The 22807-nt window shown below is 58.1% G+C and carries 20 protein-coding genes; 12 read left to right on the top strand and 8 right to left on the bottom strand.

Features of this window, described 5'->3' with window-relative positions; translation table 11 throughout:
* The first annotated feature begins 31 nt into the window (after positions 1 to 31).
* Both C1896_13415 and C1896_13410 read left to right on the top strand, forming a co-directional pair.
* A complete protein-coding gene (locus C1896_13415) occupies positions 32 to 313 on the top strand; it encodes a hypothetical protein (protein ID AZZ45805.1) in 282 nt (93 codons plus the stop codon).
* Positions 314 to 381: 68 nt separating this feature from the next.
* Complete coding sequence (locus tag C1896_13410) at positions 382 to 1344, top strand: hypothetical protein (protein AZZ45804.1); 963 nt, start codon at positions 382 to 384, stop codon at positions 1342 to 1344.
* An 88-nt stretch (positions 1345 to 1432) separates the two neighbouring features.
* Here the strand turns inward: C1896_13410 and C1896_13405 are convergent, their stop codons facing one another.
* The gene (locus tag C1896_13405) at positions 1433 to 1687 is read right to left on the bottom strand and encodes a hypothetical protein (protein ID AZZ47670.1); all 255 of its coding nucleotides are present in this window, start codon (positions 1685 to 1687) and stop codon (positions 1433 to 1435) included.
* Between the two features lie 423 nt (positions 1688 to 2110).
* Here C1896_13405 and C1896_13400 point away from each other — a divergent pair, with 423 nt between their 5' ends.
* Positions 2111 to 2401 (top strand): N-acetyltransferase, encoded by a 291-nt coding sequence (locus tag C1896_13400; GenBank protein AZZ45803.1) that lies wholly within the window; start codon positions 2111 to 2113, stop codon positions 2399 to 2401.
* Positions 2402 to 2441: 40 nt separating this feature from the next.
* Here C1896_13400 and C1896_13395 read toward each other — a convergent pair whose 3' ends face one another.
* Entirely contained in the window at positions 2442 to 3518 is a 1077-nt protein-coding gene (locus C1896_13395) for a 3-deoxy-7-phosphoheptulonate synthase (protein AZZ45802.1), read from the bottom strand.
* 264 nt (positions 3519 to 3782) lie between these two features.
* Between C1896_13395 and C1896_13390 the strand changes: the two genes are divergently transcribed.
* Entirely contained in the window at positions 3783 to 4730 is a 948-nt protein-coding gene (locus C1896_13390) for a 2-dehydropantoate 2-reductase (protein AZZ45801.1), read from the top strand.
* 320 nt (positions 4731 to 5050) lie between these two features.
* The gene (locus C1896_13385; GenBank protein ID AZZ45800.1) at positions 5051 to 6025 is read left to right on the top strand and encodes an HTH-type transcriptional regulator CysB; all 975 of its coding nucleotides are present in this window, start codon (positions 5051 to 5053) and stop codon (positions 6023 to 6025) included.
* A 109-nt stretch (positions 6026 to 6134) separates the two neighbouring features.
* On the opposite strand, the gene C1896_13380 is transcribed toward C1896_13385, so the two are convergent.
* Positions 6135 to 6869 (bottom strand): phosphoadenylyl-sulfate reductase, encoded by a 735-nt coding sequence (locus tag C1896_13380; protein ID AZZ45799.1) that lies wholly within the window; start codon positions 6867 to 6869, stop codon positions 6135 to 6137.
* A gap of 185 nt (positions 6870 to 7054) precedes the next feature.
* On the opposite strand from C1896_13380, the gene thrH reads away from it, so the two are divergent.
* Entirely contained in the window at positions 7055 to 7672 is a 618-nt protein-coding gene (thrH, locus tag C1896_13375; GenBank protein ID AZZ45798.1) for a bifunctional phosphoserine phosphatase/homoserine phosphotransferase ThrH, read from the top strand.
* Positions 7673 to 7713: 41 nt separating this feature from the next.
* Here thrH and pabB read toward each other — a convergent pair whose 3' ends face one another.
* From pabB to C1896_13355, 4 genes are read right to left on the bottom strand one after another with little or no spacing between them, the layout of a single operon-like run.
* Positions 7714 to 9063: an aminodeoxychorismate synthase, component I gene (gene pabB / locus C1896_13370; protein AZZ45797.1), complete on the bottom strand. Its 1350-nt coding sequence runs from the start codon at positions 9061 to 9063 to the stop codon at positions 7714 to 7716.
* A 47-nt stretch (positions 9064 to 9110) separates the two neighbouring features.
* On the bottom strand, positions 9111 to 10094 hold the full coding sequence (locus C1896_13365; GenBank protein ID AZZ45796.1) for an alpha-L-glutamate ligase-like protein: 984 nt from the start codon (positions 10092 to 10094) through the stop codon (positions 9111 to 9113).
* A gap of 3 nt (positions 10095 to 10097) precedes the next feature.
* On the bottom strand, positions 10098 to 11624 hold the full coding sequence (locus tag C1896_13360; GenBank protein AZZ45795.1) for a hypothetical protein: 1527 nt from the start codon (positions 11622 to 11624) through the stop codon (positions 10098 to 10100).
* A gap of 4 nt (positions 11625 to 11628) precedes the next feature.
* Positions 11629 to 12165 carry a hypothetical protein gene (locus C1896_13355; protein AZZ45794.1) on the bottom strand — a complete coding sequence of 179 codons (537 nt, stop codon included), beginning with the start codon at positions 12163 to 12165 and terminating at the stop codon, positions 11629 to 11631.
* 266 nt (positions 12166 to 12431) lie between these two features.
* On the opposite strand from C1896_13355, the gene C1896_13350 reads away from it, so the two are divergent.
* The 5 genes from C1896_13350 (at position 12432) to prpF (ending at position 19216) form a co-directional block, all read left to right on the top strand.
* Complete coding sequence (locus C1896_13350; protein AZZ45793.1) at positions 12432 to 13154, top strand: GntR family transcriptional regulator; 723 nt, start codon at positions 12432 to 12434, stop codon at positions 13152 to 13154.
* Positions 13151 to 14038, top strand: coding sequence for a methylisocitrate lyase (locus C1896_13345; GenBank protein ID AZZ45792.1), 888 nt, complete (start codon positions 13151 to 13153; stop codon positions 14036 to 14038). The genes C1896_13350 and C1896_13345 overlap by 4 nt, the downstream gene beginning before the upstream one ends.
* Before the next feature lie 77 nt (positions 14039 to 14115).
* A complete protein-coding gene (locus tag C1896_13340; GenBank protein ID AZZ45791.1) occupies positions 14116 to 15243 on the top strand; it encodes a 2-methylcitrate synthase in 1128 nt (375 codons plus the stop codon).
* A 70-nt stretch (positions 15244 to 15313) separates the two neighbouring features.
* Positions 15314 to 17923, top strand: coding sequence for a Fe/S-dependent 2-methylisocitrate dehydratase AcnD (gene acnD / locus C1896_13335; protein AZZ45790.1), 2610 nt, complete (start codon positions 15314 to 15316; stop codon positions 17921 to 17923).
* Positions 17924 to 18028: 105 nt separating this feature from the next.
* On the top strand, positions 18029 to 19216 hold the full coding sequence (prpF, locus tag C1896_13330; protein AZZ45789.1) for a 2-methylaconitate cis-trans isomerase PrpF: 1188 nt from the start codon (positions 18029 to 18031) through the stop codon (positions 19214 to 19216).
* A 112-nt stretch (positions 19217 to 19328) separates the two neighbouring features.
* Here prpF and C1896_13325 read toward each other — a convergent pair whose 3' ends face one another.
* Entirely contained in the window at positions 19329 to 20147 is an 819-nt protein-coding gene (locus C1896_13325) for a kinase/pyrophosphorylase (protein AZZ45788.1), read from the bottom strand.
* Positions 20148 to 20303: 156 nt separating this feature from the next.
* On the opposite strand from C1896_13325, the gene C1896_13320 reads away from it, so the two are divergent.
* Complete coding sequence (locus C1896_13320; GenBank protein AZZ45787.1) at positions 20304 to 22676, top strand: phosphoenolpyruvate synthase; 2373 nt, start codon at positions 20304 to 20306, stop codon at positions 22674 to 22676.
* Positions 22677 to 22807 lie beyond the last annotated feature (131 nt).

The raw sequence follows: 22807 nt of genomic DNA, 5'->3' as shown, positions 1-22807 counted from the left end.
TACTGTCGCGCCCCTCGAATCGGAGCCTCAGATGCCGCGCCCAGCCTGGACCCTTTTTGCCTATCGCCTCATCGTTCCAGACGAGCAGTTCGATCTGTTTGCCTGCCGCGAAAATCGGCTGCACTTGGCATTACGGCAACTTGAGTTGAATGGTCAGGTTGATCGCACGCTTTGTGGCGGTTTTCTTCCAGCGCGCCCGCTCTGGCAAGACATAGAGCGCTCGATTCTGAAAGATCGCCGCCTCTGTCCCGCTTGCCGTGAAGCACTTAGCGCACAGCGTAAAGGCCTTCCGTCTGCCGTCAGCGCCTGGTAGCTCGGCGGCCGTCAGCGGTTCGAGTACAATCGCCGCCAACACGAACACTTTCCCAAGGAAACCCCTGAATGCTTTCGCGTGCGTTTGCAGTCGCCTCCAGTGTGTCACTCGCAGCCTTGCTTTCGGCCGGCCAGTCTGTCGCTCTCGAACTACCGCTACCTCCAGAGGGTGAGGACGTGGTTGGGCAGATTCAGGTGATCAAGGCCAATTACGAGGACACGTTTGCTGCACTCGGCGAGACGCATGACCTGGGCTATCTGGAACTGGTTGCGGCAAACCCAGGCGTGGATCCCTGGTTACCGGGTGAAGGAACCGACATTATCCTACCGACGCGGTACATTCTGCCGCCCGGACCGCGAGAAGGCGTCGTGATCAACCTTGCGGAGTACCGTCTGTATTACTACCCGGAAGGCGAAAACGTGGTGCACACTTTTCCGCTCGGCATCGGGCGTGAGGGGTGGGGCTCCCCGGTGGGCAATACACGGATTTCAGCCATGACAAGCAATCCGGCTTGGTACCCGCCGCAATCTATCCGCGATGAACACGCTGCCGATGGCGATCCTTTGCCAAAGGTCGTGCCGCCAGGACCTGATAATCCGCTTGGTCCTTACAAGATGAGCCTCGCGTTGCCCGGGTATCTCATCCACGGTTCAAACAAGAAATTCGGTATCGGCATGCGCGTCAGTCATGGCTGTTTCCGTATGCTCAACCACAACGTGCTAGAGCTGGCGGGCTTGGTCAAGGTCGGCACCCCGGTGCGGATCATCGATGAGCCATACAAATTTGGTGTGAGCCAGGGCAAGATCTATCTGGAAGCACACACGCCACTTCAAGACGAAGAGAAACCGATGACACTCATGGACAAGCATGCGGTGGTTATCAATACATTGCTCAAGCGTGATGAGGCTTCAGGTTCCCTCCAGCTGGATTGGGAAATGGTTCGTGAGATCATCGCTGGCGAGGATGGCCTGCCTATCCAGATTGCCGAGCGGGGCCAAGCGCTGGCCACTCATGAAGAGCACGTCTTCTAGAATCCGCGCCTGTATATCGCGTCAGGAGAATCTGGCGCGCATAAAAAAGCCGACCTGATGGCAGGTCGGCTTTTTCTTTGCCTGAAGCTTACTTGCGGCTGGCGCGTTCCAGCATACGCAGTGCACGCTCATTGGCTTCGTCAGCAGTCTGCTGGGCCTTCTGAGCAGCCTGCAGTGCCTCGTCGGCACGGCTGTACGCTTCGTCGGCACGCGCTTGAGCGCGGGCAGAGGCGTCTTCGGTCGCGGTCAGGCGGGCTTCGCTTTCTTTGGTCATGCTGTTGCTGCAACCAGTGGCCAGAACTGCGGCGAAAGCCAGAGCAGAAAATTTCAGAACGTTGTTCATCGTGTTCCCCTTAAGGATGAAATCCATGGCAACTCCCGTTATGGAAAGTTGGCGCGCACATACTACCGATTAGTTGCGCTAAGTAAACTGAGCCAAGCAGCCGCTACCACATTTTTTCTGCATGCTCATTCATTTAACGGCAACTGCTGGTCAAACTGGCTGAAAAACAGCCAGAGTCAGCCGCTGCACTCGATACATGGACCGGTGTGAGTACCGAAAAGTTGCAGTTTTCATCTGCGTCGGTCATTTGATTACGGCTCGTTCGGCTTATTGCGCGGCGGCTACTGATTTAAGCAATTGAAGCCAAGTCTTACCTGGCGGTAGCATGCGTCGTCCAGCTAACAATAAGAACGGAGAATACGTGTGGACGCTGCACGTAGTTTCCAAACAAACAGGGCAGGTCAAGCCTGCAGAGGAGGCGAGATGACCGAACAGCTAAACATCCATCATGATCGAACGAGCCATCAGTTCGAGACCACCGTGGATGGTCACCGCGCGTATCTGGCCTATGTTGATCTAGGCAAACAAACTCTGGATATCTACCGGACCTTCGTACCCGATGCGCTGCGTGGTCGAGGTATTGCGGCCGTATTGACCCAGCATGCGCTGGATTACGCCGCGAGGGAGGGCTATACGGTTATTCCATCCTGTTCGTATGTGGAGTGGTACATCGAACGGCAGGGTGCTTCCTCGGACGGTCTCGACCGGGAATAAAAAACGCCGGCAAGCCGGCGTTTTTTCGATTCTGACAGCGTCAGCTGCGGGCGCGGTTGGGCAGTACGTCCTTCAGTTTCGTGTGCATGCCAATAACGGCTTTTTCAGTTGCTTCCCAGTCAATACAGGCATCGGTGATCGAGACACCGTATTTCAGATCGCCGAGGTCCTTGGGAATGGGCTGGTTGCCCCAGCCCAGGTGACTTTCCACCATCAACCCAACGATCGAATTGTTACCCTCCAGGATCTGATTGGCCACGTTGTCCATCACCAGTGGCTGCAAGGCTGGGTCTTTGTTTGAATTGGCATGGCTGCAGTCCACCATGATGTTGGGCTTGATGCCGGCTTTGCTCAGTTCCTGTTCGCAGACTGCGACGCTGACCGAATCATAGTTCGGCTTGCCATTCCCGCCACGCAACACCACATGACCATAGGCGTTGCCCTTGGTCGTGACGATGGAGACCCCGCCGGACTGGTTGATACCCAGGAAACGGTGTGGGCTGGATACGGATTGCAGCGCATTGATCGCTACGGTCAAGCTGCCATCGGTGCCATTTTTGAAACCCACCGAAGACGACAGCCCTGATGCCATTTCCCGGTGAGTCTGGGATTCGGTTGTCCGCGCACCGATGGCCGACCAGCTGATCAGGTCCTGCAGGTATTGCGGCGAGATTGGGTCCAAGGCTTCGGTAGCGGTCGGCAAGCCCATTTCTGCGAGATCGAGCAGTAGCTGACGGCCAATATGCAGGCCATCCTGAATCTTGAACGAGTCATCCATGTACGGATCGTTGATCAGGCCCTTCCAGCCGACCGTGGTGCGTGGCTTCTCGAAGTAGACACGCATAACCAGGAACAGAGTATCCGAGACCTTGTCGGCAAGCACTTTTAGACGCTCGGCATATTCATGCGCGGCTTTCAGGTCATGAATCGAGCAGGGGCCTATCACGACGAACAGGCGATGATCCTTGCCGTCGAGAATGTCGCGTATTACCTGGCGCCCTTCGGAGACGGTCGCCAGCGCTGCAGTGGTCAGCGGAATATCACGCTTCAACTGCTCAGGCGTAATGAGTGTCTCGTTGGAAGAAACGTTAAGGTCATCGATCGGTAAATCAGCCATCGTGTTCTCGTCAATCACAGATGCCGTCCGCCAGCCAATCCCGGTGCGGCGGAGCAGAGCTTGAGGGCGCAGCGGGGAAGCGGAACCTTATCGCGTATTGCGCTGCCTCGACAATCATCTTGAAGTCGGACTGCCATATCGCCGGTGGCTGGCGTGCCAGGCAGCTATCCATAGCTGCTGGGCGCTGCCTGGGGACACTGATAAGGTGACCGTTTAACGTGCGCCAACCATGGCGTCCCACTGATCTGTAGTTGGAGTTCCCGCATGACTGCTCCCAAATCTCGAATCGGAATTATCGGTGCTGGCGCTATTGGCGGCTTTTACGGCGTGATGCTCGCCCGGGCTGGTTACGATGTGCATTTCCTTTTGCGAAGCGAATACGAGGCGGTTCTGCAGAATGGGCTGCAGATAAACAGTGCGGTGCATGGCTCGATGCACCTGGACTCGGTACAGGCCTACCGCGCTGCTGCGCAAATGCCCAAGTGCGACTGGCTGCTGATTGGCGCGAAAAGCACCAGCAATTCGGACTTGGCTCCCCTGATCGCCGAGGCTGCAGCGGAAAATGCCAAAGTTGTGGTGTTGCAGAACGGCCTGGGGGTTGAGGAGACCCTGCGCCAGGTGCTGTCAGACAACATCCATCTGCTGGGCGGTCTCTGTTTCATCTGCGCCTATCGATCAGCGTTAGGCGTTGTGGAGCACCAGGCGCTTGGTGGAGTGAATCTTGGCTACCACTCCGGCCCGGCCAGCGCCGCTGAGCAGCAGAGCTTGGTTGAAGAGGGTGTTTCAATGTTTCGTGCGGCGGGTGTCGACTCTAATGTGGCTACGAACCTCGCGCAGGCGCGTTGGCAGAAGCTGGTCTGGAATCTGCCGTATAACGGTCTTTCCGTATTGCTCGACGCCGGTACGGAACCCTTGATGAAAGATCCTAACAGCCGAGCGCTGGTTAGATCGATCATGCTGGAAGCCTGTGGAGCTGCTGCCGCCTGTGGCGAACCGCTGCCCGATGCGCTGGTGGACCGAATGTTGATGGCCACCGATCACATGCCCAACTATCTGCCGAGCATGTATCACGATCATGTACACGGTCGCCCGATGGAGCTTGATGCGATCTACGCCGCTCCGCTGGCTGCTGCGGCAGGCGCGGGATTCGCAATGCCGAAGACCGAGGCGCTTTACCAGGCTCTGCGCTTCCTGTCAGCACGCGCGCTCTGACGATTTTCGCCAACCCGCCCGGCGGGTCATGTCCGCTGGGCGGTTCTCGGTGCCGTAGTGGTTCGCTTCTCGGCTGCTAAGCTCAATAGGACCGCCAGATACGGGTTATGTGACTGGCCCGGAAATGCGATTGGGTTGGCGGACCTATAACGAGCGAGGGTTGGGCTTGTCGCTCTGCCTTGGCGAAGGGCGGAAGCAGTCTATGGCTCGATATCTGCAGGCGACTCATACGGAAATGGCCTAGAATTCCGCCGTTCTGGTGCTTAAAGTTATAAAAATATGGGTGGCGTCCGGGCGCCATTGGCCTTTGAGGGATCTCTATGAAGCTTCAGCAACTGCGTTACATCTGGGAGGTGGCGCATCATGACCTCAATGTCTCGGCAACAGCGCAAAGCCTGTTCACCTCGCAGCCTGGTATCAGCAAACAGATTCGTTTGCTCGAAGATGAGTTGGGCGTAGAGGTTTTCGCGCGCAGCGGAAAGCATCTGACCAGGGTTACGCCAGCTGGTGAGCGGATCATCACCACCGCTGGAGAGATCCTTCGCAAATGCGAAAGCATCAAACAGATCGCCCAGGAGTTCTCCAACGAGAAGCGCGGCACGCTGAGCATCGCGACCACCCATACGCAAGCGCGTTACGCACTGCCGCCCGTGATCAGTGCATTCATCAAGCAATACCCGGACGTTTCGCTGCATATGCACCAAGGCACGCCAATGCAGATCGCAGAGATGGCCGCAGATGGAACCGTCGATTTCGCTATTGCTACCGAGGGGCTGGAACTGTTCGGCGACCTGGTCATGATGCCGTGCTATCGCTGGAACCGTTGCGTCGTCGTGCCGCAAGGGCATCCGCTGGCAAAACTGGAGAAGCTCACGCTGGAAGCCTTGGCCGAGCATCCAATCGTGACCTACGTGTTCGGTTTCACCGGACGGTCCAAGCTGGACGAGGCGTTCAGCCACAGGGGGCTGTCACCGAAGGTGGTCTTTACTGCCGCTGATGCCGACGTCATCAAGACCTATGTGCGCCTCGGATTGGGTGTCGGAATCGTTGCGCGCATGGCCGTCGATGCAAAGCTCGACCCGGACCTGGTTGTGCTCGATGCGAGCGAGCTGTTCGAACCAAGCGTGACCAAAATCGGATTCCGTCGCGGCACATTTCTGCGCGGTTTCATGTGCGACTTCATTGAAACTTTTGCGCCGCATCTCGACCGCGAAATGCTCGAGAAAGCCGTGCATTGCAAAAATAAGGTCGAGCTGGATGAATTGTTCATGAACGTCGACCTGCCAACCTTTTAGGCCCATCTCGACAAGAGGCAGGGAGCGGGCGAAACGGGAACGTTCGGTGCCAAGCTGTGACGAGGGACCATTCGTACGCCCCTTCATCGAGAAAGGCTAGCGTCGGTCGTTAGCTTTTAGCGATCAGGTTGCCAGCGTGTAAACCGCATTCCTTCTGGGTCGACTCTTCCCACCACCAGCGTCCCTCACGTTCGTGCTGATTGGGCAGCACCGGACGTGTGCACGGCTCGCAACCAATGCTGATAAACCCGCGCTCGTGCAGGCTGTTATATGGCAGCTCGAGCATGCGGATGTAGCCCCACACTTCTTCGCTGGACATCTGCGCCAGTGGGTTGAACTTGTACAGGCTGTGGCTGGGTGTGGAAAATGCGCTGTCAATCTCGAGCACCGAAACCTGGCTGCGCGTACCCGGGCTCTGATCGCGGCGCTGGCCTGTTGCCCAAGCGCGAACGCCGGACAACTTGCGACGCAGGGGTTCGATCTTACGAATTCCGCAGCACTCGCCATGGCCGTCGCGGTAGAAACTGAACAGCCCCTTTTCGTTGATCATAGGTTGTAGCAGTGCTGGATCGGGCGTCATGATTTCGATGGGAATACCGTAGTGCTCGCGAACCTGCTCGATGAAGCGATAGGTCTCGCTGTGCAGTCGTCCGGTATCGAGGCTGAACACTTTCACGCTCTTGTTCAGCTTCCAGGCCATGTCGACCAGCACGACATCCTCAGCCCCGCTGAACGAGATCCACAGATCATCACCGAAAAGGTCAAAGGCCAGTTTGAGAATGTCCTGCGGGGATTTGCCGGCATAGGAGGCTGCCAGCGCGGCTACATCAATGGGTTGGCTCATCAGGCGGCTTCCTTGGTTGGCGCTTGGCGCGCTCTGCTGGCGACGATGTTAACAAACAGTTGTTATGACGCTAAATAACGTTTCAGGTCTACGGACCGCTCTTTGTGGAATAAGCGACGCGTTGCTTCGCTGGGTCCATGCCGTTAGAGTGCCGCTTCAATTTTTCTGCTGTAAGGAGCGCGCCCGTGGAAATAGCCTGTCTCGACCTGGAAGGTGTTTTGGTTCCGGAAATCTGGATTGCCTTCGCCGAGGCCACCGGAATCGAATCGCTGCGGGCGACCACGCGCGACATTCCTGATTACGACGTGCTGATGAAACAGCGACTGAGGATTCTGGACGAGCACAATCTGAAGCTCTCGGACATCCAGAAAGTCATCGCCACGTTGAAGCCGCTCGATGGCGCCGTCGATTTCGTGGACTGGCTGCGAGAGCGTTTCCAGGTGGTGATTCTGTCCGATACCTTTTACGAGTTCTCGCAGCCACTGATGCGTCAGCTGGGTTTCCCCACGCTGCTCTGCCATCGCTTGATCACTGACGACTCGGACCGCGTCGTGGACTACCAGCTGCGCCAGAAAGATCCCAAGCGACAGTCTGTGATCGCCCTGAAGAGCCTCTACTACCGCATCATCGCAGCAGGCGACTCGTACAACGACACCACCATGCTCTCCGAGGCGCATGCCGGCATCCTCTTCCATGCGCCGGACAACGTCATCCGAGAGTTCCCTCAGTTTCCCGCGGTGCATACCTTCGATGCGCTCAAGCAAGAATTCATCAAGGCATCTAGCCGCAAGCTGACGCTGTAAAAAAATGGCTCCACGGCAGCATGCCCAGCCGCCGTGGAGCCTTATGCTTCTAGCGTTGTCTCCAGCGTTCCCAGCAACACGCTCACCTTATCCAGGGTTTCCTGATACTCAGCCTGCCAGGCTGAATCTGCCACGATGCCCCCGCCGCCCCAGCAGTAGACGTCTTCTTTTCGGAACAGCAGGGTGCGGATCGCAATAGAGCTATCCATTTCGCCACGCACATCCAGGTAAAGTAGCGAGCCACAGTAAATGGCGCGGCGAGTCGGCTCTAGCTCTCCAATGATCTCCATCGCGCGGATCTTCGGTGCGCCTGTAATCGATCCGCCGGGAAAGGCGCCGGTGAGCAGATCGAGCGCATCCTTGCCCGTTGCAAGTCGCCCGCTGACGCTGCTAACCAAGTGATGCACATTGGGGTAGGTTTCCAGGGAAAACAGCTCCGGCACGCGGATACTTCCGATTTCGCAGCTGCGGCCGAGGTCGTTGCGAAGCAGGTCGACAATCATCAGATTCTCTGCCCGGTCCTTTGTGCTGGCCATCAGCGCGTCGGCTTGTGCCTGATCGCTTTGAGGATCGAGCTTTCTAGGGCGAGTGCCCTTGATCGGGCGGGTCTCGACTGTCCTGTCGCTCACGCGCAGGAAGCGCTCAGGGGAGACGCTGACAATGGCTCCTTCTTCGGTCGCCATAAAGCCAGCGAAGGGGGTCGGACATGCGTCGCGCAGGAGGCGGAACGCCGGCCACGGGTCGCCTCTATAGGTGGCTTGAAAGCGTTGGGCGAAGTTCACCTGATAGCAGTCACCTGCTTGGATGTAATGCTGGATACGCTCGATCGCGTCTTGATACTTGCTGGGTATCAGGTCGGCTGTGAAGGCAGATGACAGGCTGAACGTTACTGGTGGAGATTGCCAATCCGTTTCGAATAGCGTGGTCAGGCGATCGCGCTCCGTCTGATCCATTGATGGATGAAAGACCAGGTGCGTGGATTGACGCTGATGATCGTTCACCACTGCCCAGGCATAGATGCCGAACCGAGCACCGGGAAGACCCAGGTCGTCGGCCGCATCATTTGAAAACTTTTCCAATCGTGAGCCGAAGTCATAGCTGAGATAGCCCAGCAGGCCGCCTATAAAGGGAAGATCGGCGTTCGGCGGCGCTTCAGCATCACCTAATGAACGGAGCGCCTCACGCAGCCTCGAAAAAAAACCAACGCCCGTTTCCGACGCGCTAGGTTCGAGAACCTGTATTGGCCATGCGCTGAGCAAGTCGAATCGGCCACGTTCGGCAATCGGCCGGCCGGAATCGAGCAGCACTGCGCCGGGCGCATGGCGGATGCGCTCGAACCAGAAAGCTGGGTCGGGGCGATAGGGAAGGGCATGGAGCGTGCAGAGGGGCATGATCTGTTTCGTTCGGAGGAAGCCCGGCCAGTGAGCCGGGCTCAGGCTCAGTCGTGAGCCGGGATGTGGCCAAACAGCTCCTGAGCGAATCGCACTCGCTCTTCGGGGGTTTCCTGCACCCCATCCTTCTTGAGCTCGTCGACCCGCTTTTCCACGGCGTGGGCGCGGTGGGTCAGGCCACAGTCGTTAGCGATCTGAATGTTGAGGCCGGGGCGAGCGTTGAGCTCGAGAATCAGCGGCCCCTTATCCTCGTCCAACACCATGTCGACACCGATATAGCCAAGGCCGCAGAGCTCGTAGCAGCCGGCTGCAAGTTTCATGAAGCCGTCCCAGTTCGGCAGTTGTACGCCGTCCACGGCGTTGGTGGTGTCCGGATGTTTAGTGATTTTATTGTTCAGCCAGGTGCCGCGTAGCGTAATCCCTGTTGCCAGGTCTACTCCAACGCCGATGGCGCCCTGGTGCAGGTTGGCCTTGCCGCCAGACTGTCGGGTCGGCAGGCGCAGCATGGCCATTACCGGGTAGCCCAACAGGACAATGATGCGGATGTCCGGAACCCCTTCGTAGCTGATGCTCTTAAAAATCGGGTCAGGGGTAACGCGGTATTCGATCAGAGCGCGGTCACGGTGCCCACCGAGCGAATACAGCCCGGTGAGGATATTGGAAATCTGATGCTCGATCTCGTCGTGAGTAAGGATCTTTCCTGACACCGTCCGGTAACGACCCTCGAAACGATCGGCTATGACGAGAATGCCGTCACCGCCCGCACCCTGCGCAGGCTTGACCACAAAGTCGGTATGGTCCTTGACGATATCCTTGAGCTTCACTATATCGCGCTCGGTTTCGATGATCCCGTACATTTCCGGGACATCGATACCAGCCTCGATTGCGCGCTCCTTGGTGATGATCTTGTCATCGACGATCGGGTACAGGTTGCGCTTGTTGTACTTGAGCACGTAGTCCGCATTGCGGCGGTTGATGCCCATGATGCCTTTGGCTTCGAGGGCCTTCCACGTCTTGATTAGACCGAACATGGCTCAATCCTTCAAAAAGGCTTTGAAACGAAACAGTTCGGTCAGGCGGTAGCCGCGATAACGACCCATCGCAAGCATGAAGCCGACCATGATCAGCAGGACCGCCGGGAAAGTGAAGATGAAGTAGGTCAGTTCCGGAATGTTCATCAGAACGAACGCCAGCGCAGCTGCGATGAGTGTACCGACCGCAACCTTGAATGCATGGCCGCCGCCGCGTTCTTCCCAGGTGATGGAGAGGCGTTCGATGGTCATGGTCAGGATGACCATCGGGAACAGTGAAACGGACAACCCGCGCTCAAGTCCGAGCTTGTGGCTAAACAGGCTGATCACCGCGATCAGCACCACGACGAACGTGAGCACAACGGACAGGCGCGGCAGCATTTGAAGTTTCAAATGCTCCAAATACGAGCGCAGCGACAGGCCCATGGCTGTAATGATGGTGAACAGGATGATGCCGAAACCGATCTGGGTTTCACGGAAGGCCAGCGCAATCAGCACTGGCGTAAAGGTACCCAGTGTTTGCAAACCGCCGAGGTTGCGCAGAATCAGAATCACCAGAACACCGATCGGAATCATGATCATGATCTGGTAGGTCTGCTGAGTTTGCAGTGGCAGGCCGTAAAGCGAATATTCGAGGAAGTCGGCGTCGGTATTTTCGTCAGTCAGTTTTGCCAGACGGATGGCATTCATTTCGCTGCTGTTGAGCGTAAAGGTAACTTGCGGGTTGCGCCCACCTTCGAGGTTCAGCAGCGGCTCGTTACCGGTCCACCAGACCAGACGGTCATCAGGCAAACCTTGCTCGCCGGTTTCCGGATTGAAATACAGCCATTTGTCGCCGTTGAAGCTCCGCAGCCAGAGTTCGGGGGACTGAGCCATGTCTGCCTGCAGTCGAACCGTATGAACGCGCTCCATAGGCACGTGCGCTATGGACAGCAGCAGCTCGATTACCCGTGCCTTGTTCGGCGTGGAAGCGTCACCGCCAAGCAGCAGCTTGACGTTGTCATCGTTGGCATTGTTGACACGCTTTATGGCTTCGCTGATGAAGGTCTCAACGTCGGCCGAATGCTGGCGTATCGGTGAAAGCAATGCTTCTGCGGCGATCTTTTCAGCGCCTTCAACCGGAATGCTGTCGCGGAAAATCGGGCCGGTAGCCTTGGTCTGTTCACCGCTGTAGCGCCTGGTCAGGACCAGTCGGTAGTAAAGCGTCTGCTTGCCATTGACGCGCCGCGCTGACCAGGTAACCCGGCGGTTGCCATCGGCGCGGTTGATGCTCACACCATAGTTGTTGGAAATGAAACTCTCGTTGAGGCTGACGAATTCCTGGTTAAGCGGAGGCACGTACATCTGCAGCTTCACCGGCTCGCGCGGGTTGGCCTGAAATTCAACCTTGGCGTCTATGTTCCAAAGGTCATCGGTTTCATCTTCAGTAACCGGGATGCCCAAAATGAATATCTGGTAGGCAGTGATTGCGATGCCCAGCGTGACGAGCAAAAGAATCAATATTTTCAGGTGCAGTGTAAGGGCGCGCATGGGGTTACTCGTCAGCTTCGGATTCGATAATGCAGCCGGGCTTGCCAGCAGCGTACTTAAGGCCAGGGTCGACCAGGGCACCGAAGCGAGCAAGCGCTTCAGAACCGATTAGAAGTGGGTATTGGAATGCGCTTCGGTCCGTGAGGTTCACTTCAATGCTTCGTTTAGCCTTGCCCATACAGAGATTGAGTTCAACAACCGGGCGAGGTGTATAGGTTTTTTCTTCCTCTGGATCGAAGTCGCCAGCGCGACGTTTGATCTTGCTGATGCGCTGCAAGGGGAGTTCGATGGGCCGGTTATGGGCCTCATCAATAGCCAGGTAGAAGCGTACCCAGTTTTTTCCGTTGCGCTTGAAGCGCTCGATGTCGCGGGCGCTGAGCGAGGCAGTCTGTGCGCCTGTATCGAGTTTGGCTGGCACCTCAAGACCGAAATCGGGCAACGCCACGTGCTCATTCAGGCCGTAGATCGTTTTTTCATCGGCCTGTGCCCAAAACGGAGCGCTTACGAGACAGAGCAATAGAAGGCGGGTTTTGGTGCTCATAAATCCAGGTAGTCGAGTCGAGGAAGTGGCCGGGACAACAGCCATAGTGAAGCACGTCGAGGCGAGCGCCGGGCGTGGCATATACAGCGGCGCATTCTAGCATGGGCGGCTGATCGCGAGGCTAGGCTCAAGCCGTGCTGCGGCGTTAGGCGTGCCGTGGTTAGCTCTTGTAGGTGGATAGATTGTCGACAATCTACTTTTGTATTATTGACCTGCCGCGTTTTCAGGGGCTAACGTATGGCTATTAAGGTTGAGGTGTCGACAATATGCTGGATACGCTGGAAGTCCCTCGCTCCGATCAGGTGGACAGCGGTACGCTCTCCGAGCACGTTTTCCGACGGATTCAGGCAGCCATCGTAAAAGGCGATATCGCACCGGGCAGCAAAATATCGGAACCTGAGCTCGCGCGTACCTATGGCATCAGTCGCGGCCCGCTGCGTGAAGCAATACATCGTCTCGAGGGGCAGAAGCTGCTAGTCCGTGTGCCGCACGTTGGCGCCAGGGTGGTATCGCTCAACCATGCCGAGCTGATCGAGCTATACGAGATCCGCGAGTCCTTGGAAGGCATGGCTTGCCGACTCGCCGCCGAGCGCATGAGTGAGGCGGAAATCGATGAGCTGCGGCGCGTTCTGGATACCCATGAGCGAGACGAGGCATTCCAGGCGGGCGTCGGCTATTACCAGCAGGAAGGCGACTTCGACTTCCACTATCGGATCATTCAGGGCAGCGGCAATCGCACGCTGACTCAGATGTTGTGTGGGGAGCTGTATCAGTTGGTGCGTATGTACCGCATCCAGTTCTCCGCAACGCCCAACCGCCCGCGTCAGGCATTCGCCGAGCACCACCGGATTCTCGACGCCATCGCCGACCGCGACGGCGAGCTGGCCGAGCTGCTGATGCGGCGCCACATCTGCGCTTCCAAGCGCAATATCGAGCGGCATTATTTGGCTGCTCAGCAACAGACATCACAACCAAGAGGTGAGGCATGACACTTCCTACCCCAGGTCAGCGTTTCCGTGACGCGGTGGCCAGCGAGCATCCCCTGCAGGTGGTCGGCGCTATCAACGCCAACCACGCTCTGCTGGCCCAGCGTGCTGGCTTCAAGGCTATCTACTTATCGGGTGGCGGCGTGGCGGCCGGCTCGCTCGGCCTGCCTGACCTCGGCATAACCGGGCTTGATGACGTACTGACGGATGTGCGCCGTATCACCGATGTCTGCGACTTGCCGCTGTTGGTTGATGTCGATACTGGCTTCGGTTCCTCGGCCTTCAACGTGGCACGTACGGTCAAGTCGATGATCAAGTTCGGCGCTGCGGCTATCCATATCGAAGACCAGGTGGGCGCCAAGCGCTGTGGTCACCGCCCCAACAAGGAAATCGTTTCGCAGCAGGAGATGGTTGATCGGATCAAGGCGGCTGTGGACGCGCGAACCGATGACAGCTTCGTGATCATGGCGCGTACCGATGCGCTGGCCGTAGAAGGGCTGGAATCGGCGCTTGACCGTGCGCAAGCCTGTATCGAGGCGGGCGCTGACATGGTCTTTCCCGAAGCCATCACCGAACTGGCGATGTACAAAACGTTCGCAGATCGGGTGAAAGCTCCGATCCTGGCCAATATCACTGAGTTCGGTGCAACGCCTCTGTACACCACCGAGGAACTCGCGAGTGTCGATGTCTCGCTGGTGCTGTACCCGCTTTCCGCGTTCCGCGCGATGAACAAGGCGGCCGAGAACGTCTATACGGCGTTGCGCCGTGACGGTACGCAGAAAAACGTAATCGACACCATGCAGACCCGCATGGAGCTTTACGATCGCATCAATTACCACGCGTTCGAGCAGCATCTCGATTCGTTGTTCGCACAGAAGAAAAGCTAACGCGGGGGCGCAATCGCCCCGTCCGGCTTGATGAGCAGTTTGCAGTATCCAGAACAAATCCAATTAAGGAGAAGGCAATGGCTGAAGCAAAAGTATTGAGTGGCGCCGGCCTGCGTGGCCAGGTTGCCGGGCAGACCGCTCTTTGCACGGTTGGCAAGACCGGCGCAGGACTGACCTACCGTGGTTACGACGTGCGTGATCTGGCCGCACAGGCCGAGTTCGAGGAAGTCGCTTATCTGCTGTTCTACGGTGGGCTGCCGACCGCACAGCAGCTGAGTGAATACAAGGCGCGACTCAAGACGATGCGGGATCTGCCTGCCGCCCTGAAGGAAGTGCTGGAGCGAATCCCCGCCGACGCTCACCCGATGGACGTGATGCGGACCGGCGCTTCCATGCTCGGTACGCTAGAGCCCGAGCACTCCTTCGAGCAGCAGCGGGATGTGGCCGAACGTTTGATGGCGGCTTTCCCGGCAATCATGTGCTACTGGTACCGCTTCACTCACGAACAGGCGCGGATCGAATGCAGCAGCGATGAGGACACCCTGGGTGGGCATTTCCTGGCCTTGTTACATGGCAAGAAGCCGAGCGAGTTGCACGTCAAGGTGATGAACGTGTCGCTGATCCTGTACGCCGAGCACGAGTTCAACGCTTCGACCTTCACTGCGCGCGTCTGTGCTTCGACTCTGTCGGATATGTATTCCTGCGTCACCGGCGCGATCGGTTCGCTGCGCGGTCCGCTGCATGGCGGTGCTAACGAAGCGGCCATGGATATGATCCAGCAGTGGAAATCCCCGGAAGAAGCGGTTCAGGGCATCCTCGGCATGCTCGAGCGCAAAGACAAGATTATGGGTTTCGGTCACGCGATCTATAAGGAGTCCGATCCACGCAACGAAGTCATCAAGGTGTGGGCGAAGAAGCTCGCTGACGAAGTCGGCGACACCGTTCTCTATCCGGTGTCGGTCGCTGTCGACGAAACCATGTGGGCGCAGAAGAAGCTGTTCCCCAACGCCGATTTCTACCACGCCTCTGCCTATCACTTCATGGGTATCCCAACCAAGTTGTTCACGCCGATCTTCGTTTGCTCGCGTGTCACTGGCTGGGCGTCCCATGTAATCGAACAGCGGGCCAACAACCGCATCATTCGGCCGAGTGCCGATTATGTCGGCCCAGAACAGCGCAAGGTCGTCCCGCTCGCTGAGCGTTGATCGTCAGGGGGCTCCGCCGGTCGGCGCTCCCTCGCCTTGCCCTACGAATTTATTGGATGGTCCTTCCGGCATGAATACAGAACACCGCAAACCTTTGCCAGGCACTGGGCTTGACTACTTCGACACCCGCGAGGCGATCGAGGCCATTCAGCCGGGTGCCTACAACAAGCTGCCCTATACCTCCCGCGTCCTGGCCGAACAGCTGGTGCGTCGCTGTGAGCCCGAAGCGCTGACCGACTCGCTGAAGCAGATCATTGAACGCAAGCGCGACCTCGACTTTCCATGGTATCCGGCGCGCGTCGTCTGCCATGACATCCTCGGCCAGACCGCGCTGGTCGATCTCGCCGGCTTGCGTGACGCGATCGCGGAGCAGGGCGGCGACCCGGCGAAGGTCAACCCGGTTGTTCCGACTCAGCTAATCGTCGACCACTCCCTGGCGGTCGAATTTGCAGGCTTCGATCCGGATGCGTTCGAGAAGAACCGTGCCGTTGAGGAGCGCCGCAACGAGGACCGCTTCCACTTCATCGAGTGGACCAAGACCGCGTTCAAGAACGTCGACGTCATCCCGGCCGGCAACGGCATCATGCACCAGATCAACCTGGAGAAGATGTCGCCGGTGATTCAGGCGCGCGGTGGCGTGGCCTTCCCGGATACCTGCGTCGGCACTGACTCGCATACGCCGCACGTCGATGCGCTAGGTGTGATCGCCATTGGCGTCGGCGGTCTGGAAGCCGAAACCGTGATGCTCGGCCTGCCGTCGATGATGCGCCTGCCCGACATCGTCGGCGTTCAGCTCACTGGCAAGCGCCAGCCGGGTATCACCGCCACCGACATCGTACTGGCGATCACCGAGTTCCTGCGTAAGGAGCGCGTGGTCGGGGCCTGGGTAGAATTCTTCGGTGAAGGCGCTGACAGCTTGACGATTGGCGACCGCGCGACGATCTCCAATATGTGTCCGGAATATGGCGCAACGGCTTCGATGTTCTACATCGACCAACAGACTATCGATTACCTCAAACTGACTGGCCGCGAGCCGGAGCAGGTCGCGCTGGTCGAGCAGTACGCCAAGGAAACCGGCTTGTGGGCGACGGCGCTGGAAGGGGCCGAGTACGAGCGCGTATTGGAGTTTGACCTGTCCAGTGTAGTGCGCAACATGGCTGGCCCGTCCAACCCGCACAAGCGTCTGCCGACCTCGGCGCTGCACGAGCGCGGCATTGCTGACGAAGATATGCTGGCTGCGGCGCGGGCCGAAGAGGCTGAAGGGTTGCTGCCGGACGGGGCAGTGATCATCGCGGCCATCACCAGCTGCACCAACACTTCCAACCCGCGCAACGTGGTCGCGGCCGGCCTGCTGGCGAAGAAGGCCAACGAGTTGGGTCTGGTGCGCAAATCCTGGGTCAAGACTTCATTCGCTCCAGGTTCCAAGGTCGCCAAGCTGTACCTGGAAGACGCCGGCCTTCTGACTGAACTGGAAAAGCTCGGTTTCGGCATCGTCGCCTACGCCTGTACGACCTGTAATGGCATGTCCGGTGCGCTGGATCCAAAGATCCATAAGGAAATCATCGACCGTGATCTGTACGCCACGGCCGTACTTTCAGGCAACCGTAACTTCGATGGTCGCATCCACCCGTACGCCAAGCAGGCGTTCCTGGCGTCGCCACCCTTGGTAGTCGCCTATGCCATCGCAGGCACTGTGCGCTTCGACATTGAACAGGACGTGCTTGGCACCGATCAGCATGGCAATCCGGTCACGCTCAAGGACCTCTGGCCATCTGACGAGGAAATCGACGCCATTGTTGCTGCGTCGGTGAAGCCCGAGCAGTTCCGTCAAATCTACATCCCGATGTTCGACCTCGGCACCATCGAGGAAGCTGAAAGCCCGCTCTACGACTGGCGGCCGACATCTACTTACATCCGCCGTCCCCCGTATTGGGAAGGTGCGCTGGCTGGTGAACGCACGCTGAAAAGCATGCGTCCGCTGGCGATCCTGCCGGATAACATCACTACTGATCACCTGTCGCCATCGAATGCCATCCTGCTGGACTCAGCAGCCGGTGAGTATCTGGCGAAGATGGGCCTGCCGGAGGAGGACTTCAACTCCTACGCCACCCACCGCGGCGACCACCTGACTGCACAGCGGGCAACGTTCGCCAACCCGCAGCTGGTCAACGAGATGGCTGTGGTCGACGGCAAGGTGCAGAAGGGCTCGCTCGCCCGCGTCGAGCCCGAAGGTAAGGTGATGCGCATGTGGGAAGCCATCGAAACCTACATGAACCGCAAGCAAAACCTGATCATCGTCGCTGGTGCCGACTACGGTCAGGGCAGTTCGCGTGACTGGGCGGCCAAGGGCGTGCGACTAGCCGGTGTCGAGGTGATCGTGGCCGAAGGCTTCGAGCGTATTCATCGCACCAACCTGGTCGGCATGGGCGTATTGCCGGTCGAGTTCAAGCCGGGTACTACCCGCTTGACCCTTGGCCTCGATGGCACCGAAACATACGACATCGAAGGCGAACTGTCGCCGCGCTGCGACCTGACTCTGGTCATTCACCACAACAATGGTGAAGAAACTCGCGTGCCGGTCATCTGCCGCCTCGACACCGCGGCCGAGGTGGGCGTCTACCAGGCGGGTGGCGTGCTGCAGCGTTTCGCTCAGGACTTCCTCGCGTCAACCACTGCGTGAACCCGTCGGGTGGATGGCCTGCTTCCACCCACCGTGCCGGTCCCGGTGGGCCGGCCGAGCCTGATCCACCCGACCGTTCATTCATTTTCCAGCCAGGACTCACCCATGGCGCAACAATCCCAGATCAAGATTCCCGCAACCTACATGCGTGGCGGCACCAGCAAAGGCGTGTTCTTCCGCCTGCAAGATTTGCCGGAAAGCTGCCAAGTACCTGGCGCTGCGCGCGACAGGCTGTTCATGCGTGTTATCGGCAGCCCCGATCCTTACTCGGCGCATATCGACGGCATGGGCGGTGCGACCTCCAGTACCAGCAAATGCGTCATCCTGTCGAAGAGCAGCCGGCCTGATCACGACGTCGAGTACCTCTATGGTCAGGTGTCGATCGATAAGCCCTTCGTCGACTGGAGCGGCAACTGCGGCAACCTTTCAACCGGCGCCGGTGCGTTCGCGCTGCATGCCGGCCTGGTGGACGTCGAGCGTATTCCGCAGAACGGCACCTGCGTGGTGCGGATCTGGCAGGCCAACATTGGCAAGACCATCATCGCCCATGTGCCGGTCATCAACGGCCAGGTGCAGGAGACCGGCGATTTCGAACTGGACGGCGTGACCTTCCCGGCTGCCGAGATCGTGCTGGAATTCCTCGATCCGTCCGACGACGGCGAGGAGGGCGGTTCGATGTTCCCAACCGGCAATCTGGTCGATGATCTTGAGGTTCCCGGCATCGGTACGCTCACGGCGACCATGATCAGTGCGGGTATCCCAACGGTTTTCGTCAATGCCGAGGACATCGGTTACCAGGGCACCGAACTGCGGGAAGACATCAATGGCACTTCCGAGGCGTTGGCGCGGTTGGAAGCGATTCGAGTTGCCGGTGCGTTGCGTATGGGGTTGATCAGGACAGCGGAAGAGGCCTTGACCCGCCAGCACACGCCAAAGGTTGCGTTTGTCTCGGGGCCGAAAACCTATCGAGCGTCATCCGGCAAGACCATCGAAGCAGGCGAGGTTGATCTGCTGGTGCGCGCATTGTCCATGGGCAAGTTGCACCACGCCATGATGGGGACCTGTGCGGTTGCTATCGGTGCGGCTGCGGCAGTGCCCGGTACTCTCGTTAACCTGGCTGCCGGTGGCGGCGAGCTGACGGCAGTGCGCTTTGGGCATCCTTCCGGCACGCTTCGCGTCGGCGCCGAGGCGGAGCAGGCTGAAGGAAAATGGTCAGTAACCAAGGCGATCATGAGTCGGAGCGCCAGGGTTCTTATGGAGGGGTGGGTGCGTGTTCCAGGCGACGCGTTCTAAGCGGTTGCCGACACAATGATGCAACTCGGCGTTGGCAAAGCTCAAATTTGTTGAGCACGAAAAACAAAAAGTCCGCACTAAGCGGGCTTTTTGTTGTCTAGCAGAACGGTGCTTATTTGAGTCGACGCTCTACGCCTTTTTCCACGAGGATTTTGGCGGATATCTCTTCTACGGAGAAATGCGTGGAGTTGATGTAGTTGATGTTTTCGCGGCGGAAGAGGTTCTCTACCTCGCGAACTTCAAACTCGCATTGGGCGTAGCTGGCATATCGGCTGTTGGGTTTGCGCTCGTTGCGAATGGCGGTCAAGCGGTCCGGGTCGATGGTCAGGCCGAACAGTTTGTCGCGGTGGGTTTTGAGCGCGCTCGGAAGTTGCAGTCTCTCCATGTCGTCTTCGGTCAGCGGATAGTTGGCGGCCCGGATGCCGTACTGCATCGCCATGTACAAGCAGGTGGGCGTTTTGCCGCACCTGGAGACGCCGACCAAAATCAGATCCGCCTTGTCGTAGTAGTGCGTGCGGGCACCGTCATCGTTGTCCAGGGCGAAGTTGACGGCGTCAATTCGCTCCATGTAGTTGGCGTTATGGCTGATCGAATGGGATTTGCCGACAGAATAGGAAGAACGTGACATCAGTTCATGTTCCAGCGGGGCAAGGAAGGAAGAAAAGATGTCGATCATGAAGCCATTGGATTCTGCCAGGATGTCGCGGATTTCCTGGTTTACCAGCGTATCGAATATGATCGGCCGCGCGCCGTCGCTTTCCGCCGCTTTATTGATTTGCTGTACCATTGCTCGCGCTTTTTCAGCCGTATCGATATATGGCCGCGTGAGCTTGGTAAACGTGATGGTTTCGAACTGTGCCAACAGGCTTTGGCCGAGCGTTTCGGCTGTAATCCCGGTACCGTCGGATATGAAAAATGCAGTTCGTTTCATTGCGCATGGGACCTTAAGTCAAGAACGGTTCTCAGCTATAGTAGGCCCCTTCGCCGAGCCTCGATCGGCTGGCATTGTTACTTATTTTGCAGGGCCAGGCCACCGTGCCGCGGATGGGCACGAACCGAGTTTCCAACACAACGTGGAGAGATCACCTTGGTAGAGTACGTAGTTTCCCTCGATAAGCTCGGCAATCATGATGTTGAGCGTGTAGGGGGCAAGAACGCCTCCCTCGGCGAGATGATCAGCAACCTTGCAGGTGCGGGAGTTTCGGTACCTGGTGGTTTCGCCACTACCGCCCAGGCCTACCGTGACTTCATGGAGCTCAGCGGTCTCAACGAGCAAATTCACGCGCTTCTCGATGCGCTGGACGTGGACGACGTCAATGCCCTTGCCAAAGCCGGCGCACAGATTCGCGGCTGGGTCATGGAAGCCGAATTCCCTCCCAAGCTCGATGCCGACATTCGTGCCGCATTCGCTGAGATGGCCGGTGGCAATGATCACATGGCGGTCGCGGTTCGCTCTTCGGCGACGGCTGAAGACCTGCCGGACGCCTCATTCGCAGGCCAGCAGGAAACCTTCCTGAATATACGCGGCGTGGATAACGTGATTCGTGCCGCCAAGGAGGTCTTTGCATCCCTCTTCAACGACCGTGCGATTGCCTACCGCGTCCACCAGGGCTTCGACCACAAGCTGGTTGCGCTGTCCGCAGGCGTTCAGCGCATGGTGCGGTCCGAGACCGGCACGGCTGGCGTGATGTTTACCCTGGACACCGAATCAGGCTTTCGTGACGTCGTGTTTATCACGGGTGCCTATGGCCTCGGCGAAACTGTCGTACAGGGTGCCGTCAACCCAGACGAGTTCTACGTACACAAGCACACCCTTGAAGCCGGACGCCCTGCCATTTTGCGTCGTAATCTCGGCAGCAAGGCAATCAAGATGGTGTATGGCGAGGAGGCCAGCGCCGGCAAGTCGGTCAAAACCGTCGAGGTTGATCAGGCTGAGCGTATGCGCTTCTGCCTGACCGATGAGGAAGTGACCAATCTCGCCCATCAGGCGATGACCATCGAGAAGCACTATGGCCGTCCGATGGACATTGAGTGGGCCAAAGATGGCGATGATAACCAGCTTTACATCGTCCAGGCTCGCCCGGAAACGGTTAAGAGCCGCAGCAGCGGGAACGTCATGGAGCGCTACCTGCTGAAGGAGAAAGGAAAAGTACTGGTCGAAGGCCGTGCTATCGGCCAGCGCATCGGCGCCGGTCCGGTCAAGATCATTCACGACGTCTCCGAGATGGACAAGGTTCAGCCGGGCGACGTGCTGGTTTCCGACATGACCGACCCAGATTGGGAACCTGTGATGAAGCGCGCCAGCGCCATCGTCACTAACCGTGGTGGTCGTACCTGTCACGCAGCCATCATTGCTCGCGAGCTGGGTATTCCCGCCGTTGTTGGTTGCGGTAATGCCACCGAGTTGCTGCAGGATGGCCAGCGCGTCACGGTCACCTGTGCCGAGGGCGATACCGGTCTGATTTTCGAGGGCGAACTGGGCTTCGATATCCGCCAGAACTCTATCGATGCGATGCCAGAACTGCCGTTCAAGATCATGATGAACGTCGGTAACCCGGACCGCGCGTTCGATTTTGCCCAGCTACCCAACGAAGGCGTCGGTCTGGCGCGTCTCGAATTCATCATCAACCGGATGATTGGTGTTCACCCTAAGGCGCTGCTCAATTTCGATGGCCTGCCGGCCGACGTGAAGAGCAGTGTCGAAAAGCGCATTGCCGGCTACGGCGACCCGGTCGACTTCTACGTCGAGAAGCTGGTTGAAGGTGTCAGTACACTGGCTGCGGCATTCTGGCCGAAAAAGGTCATCGTGCGGCTGTCTGACTTCAAGTCCAACGAATACGCCAACCTGATCGGAGGCAAGCTCTACGAGCCGGAAGAAGAGAACCCGATGCTCGGGTTCCGCGGTGCATCGCGTTACATCAGCGAATCCTTCCGCGACTGCTTCGAACTCGAATGCCGTGCCATGCGTAAGGTTCGCGACGTGATGGGGCTGACCAATGTCGAGCTGATGGTGCCGTTCGTGCGCACCCTGGGCGAAGCCTCGCAGGTCATCGACATTCTCGGTCAGTTCGGACTCAAGCGTGGCGAGAACGGCCTGCGCATCATCATGATGTGCGAGCTGCCTTCCAACGCTTTGTTGGCCGATGAGTTTCTCGAGTTCTTTGATGGCTTCTCCATTGGCTCGAACGACATGACCCAGCTAACGCTTGGTCTGGATCGTGACTCCGGCATCATTGCCCACCTGTTCGATGAGCGTAACCCTGCAGTCAAGAAGCTGCTGGCGAATGCGATTGAAGCCTGTAACAAAGCGGGCAAGTACATTGGCATTTGTGGTCAGGGGCCTTCCGATCACCCAGACCTGGCCAAGTGGCTGATGGAGCAGGGTATTGAGAGCGTATCGCTGAACCCGGACTCGGTGCTCGATACCTGGTTCTTCCTGGCTGACGCCGAGATCAAATAAGCACAGCACGGCAAAAAGGGCGGTTTCCGCCCTTTTTTGCGTTAAGCAAAAGCGGGGCTATCTGCCAATGCCATTATCTCTGTCGCGACGCATGCCGCTTCCGCTAATGCTGCTATAGCCATTTTGGCTGG

It is taken from the genome of Pseudomonadaceae bacterium SI-3 (assembly GCA_004010935.1).
Taxonomy (GTDB): domain Bacteria; phylum Pseudomonadota; class Gammaproteobacteria; order Pseudomonadales; family Pseudomonadaceae; genus Stutzerimonas.
This window is presented reverse-complemented; position numbering and strand designations above follow the sequence as displayed.

What these genes read in the sequence shown, in the direction of transcription:
- C1896_13415 (AZZ45805.1), top strand. Translation starts at nt 32, where the DNA reads ATGCCGCGCCCAGCCTGGACCCTTTTTGCCTATCGCCTCATCGTTCCA.
- C1896_13410 (AZZ45804.1), top strand. Translation starts at nt 382, where the DNA reads ATGCTTTCGCGTGCGTTTGCAGTCGCCTCCAGTGTGTCACTCGCAGCC.
- C1896_13405 (AZZ47670.1), bottom strand. Translation starts at nt 1,687, where the DNA reads ATGAACAACGTTCTGAAATTTTCTGCTCTGGCTTTCGCCGCAGTTCTG.
- C1896_13400 (AZZ45803.1), top strand. Translation starts at nt 2,111, where the DNA reads ATGACCGAACAGCTAAACATCCATCATGATCGAACGAGCCATCAGTTC.
- C1896_13395 (AZZ45802.1), bottom strand. Translation starts at nt 3,518, where the DNA reads ATGGCTGATTTACCGATCGATGACCTTAACGTTTCTTCCAACGAGACA.
- C1896_13390 (AZZ45801.1), top strand. Translation starts at nt 3,783, where the DNA reads ATGACTGCTCCCAAATCTCGAATCGGAATTATCGGTGCTGGCGCTATT.
- C1896_13385 (AZZ45800.1), top strand. Translation starts at nt 5,051, where the DNA reads ATGAAGCTTCAGCAACTGCGTTACATCTGGGAGGTGGCGCATCATGAC.
- C1896_13380 (AZZ45799.1), bottom strand. Translation starts at nt 6,869, where the DNA reads ATGAGCCAACCCATTGATGTAGCCGCGCTGGCAGCCTCCTATGCCGGC.
- pabB (AZZ45797.1), bottom strand. Translation starts at nt 9,063, where the DNA reads ATGCCCCTCTGCACGCTCCATGCCCTTCCCTATCGCCCCGACCCAGCT.
- C1896_13365 (AZZ45796.1), bottom strand. Translation starts at nt 10,094, where the DNA reads ATGTTCGGTCTAATCAAGACGTGGAAGGCCCTCGAAGCCAAAGGCATC.
- C1896_13360 (AZZ45795.1), bottom strand. Translation starts at nt 11,624, where the DNA reads ATGCGCGCCCTTACACTGCACCTGAAAATATTGATTCTTTTGCTCGTC.
- C1896_13355 (AZZ45794.1), bottom strand. Translation starts at nt 12,165, where the DNA reads ATGAGCACCAAAACCCGCCTTCTATTGCTCTGTCTCGTAAGCGCTCCG.
- C1896_13350 (AZZ45793.1), top strand. Translation starts at nt 12,432, where the DNA reads ATGCTGGATACGCTGGAAGTCCCTCGCTCCGATCAGGTGGACAGCGGT.
- C1896_13345 (AZZ45792.1), top strand. Translation starts at nt 13,151, where the DNA reads ATGACACTTCCTACCCCAGGTCAGCGTTTCCGTGACGCGGTGGCCAGC.
- C1896_13340 (AZZ45791.1), top strand. Translation starts at nt 14,116, where the DNA reads ATGGCTGAAGCAAAAGTATTGAGTGGCGCCGGCCTGCGTGGCCAGGTT.
- acnD (AZZ45790.1), top strand. Translation starts at nt 15,314, where the DNA reads ATGAATACAGAACACCGCAAACCTTTGCCAGGCACTGGGCTTGACTAC.
- prpF (AZZ45789.1), top strand. Translation starts at nt 18,029, where the DNA reads ATGGCGCAACAATCCCAGATCAAGATTCCCGCAACCTACATGCGTGGC.
- C1896_13325 (AZZ45788.1), bottom strand. Translation starts at nt 20,147, where the DNA reads ATGAAACGAACTGCATTTTTCATATCCGACGGTACCGGGATTACAGCC.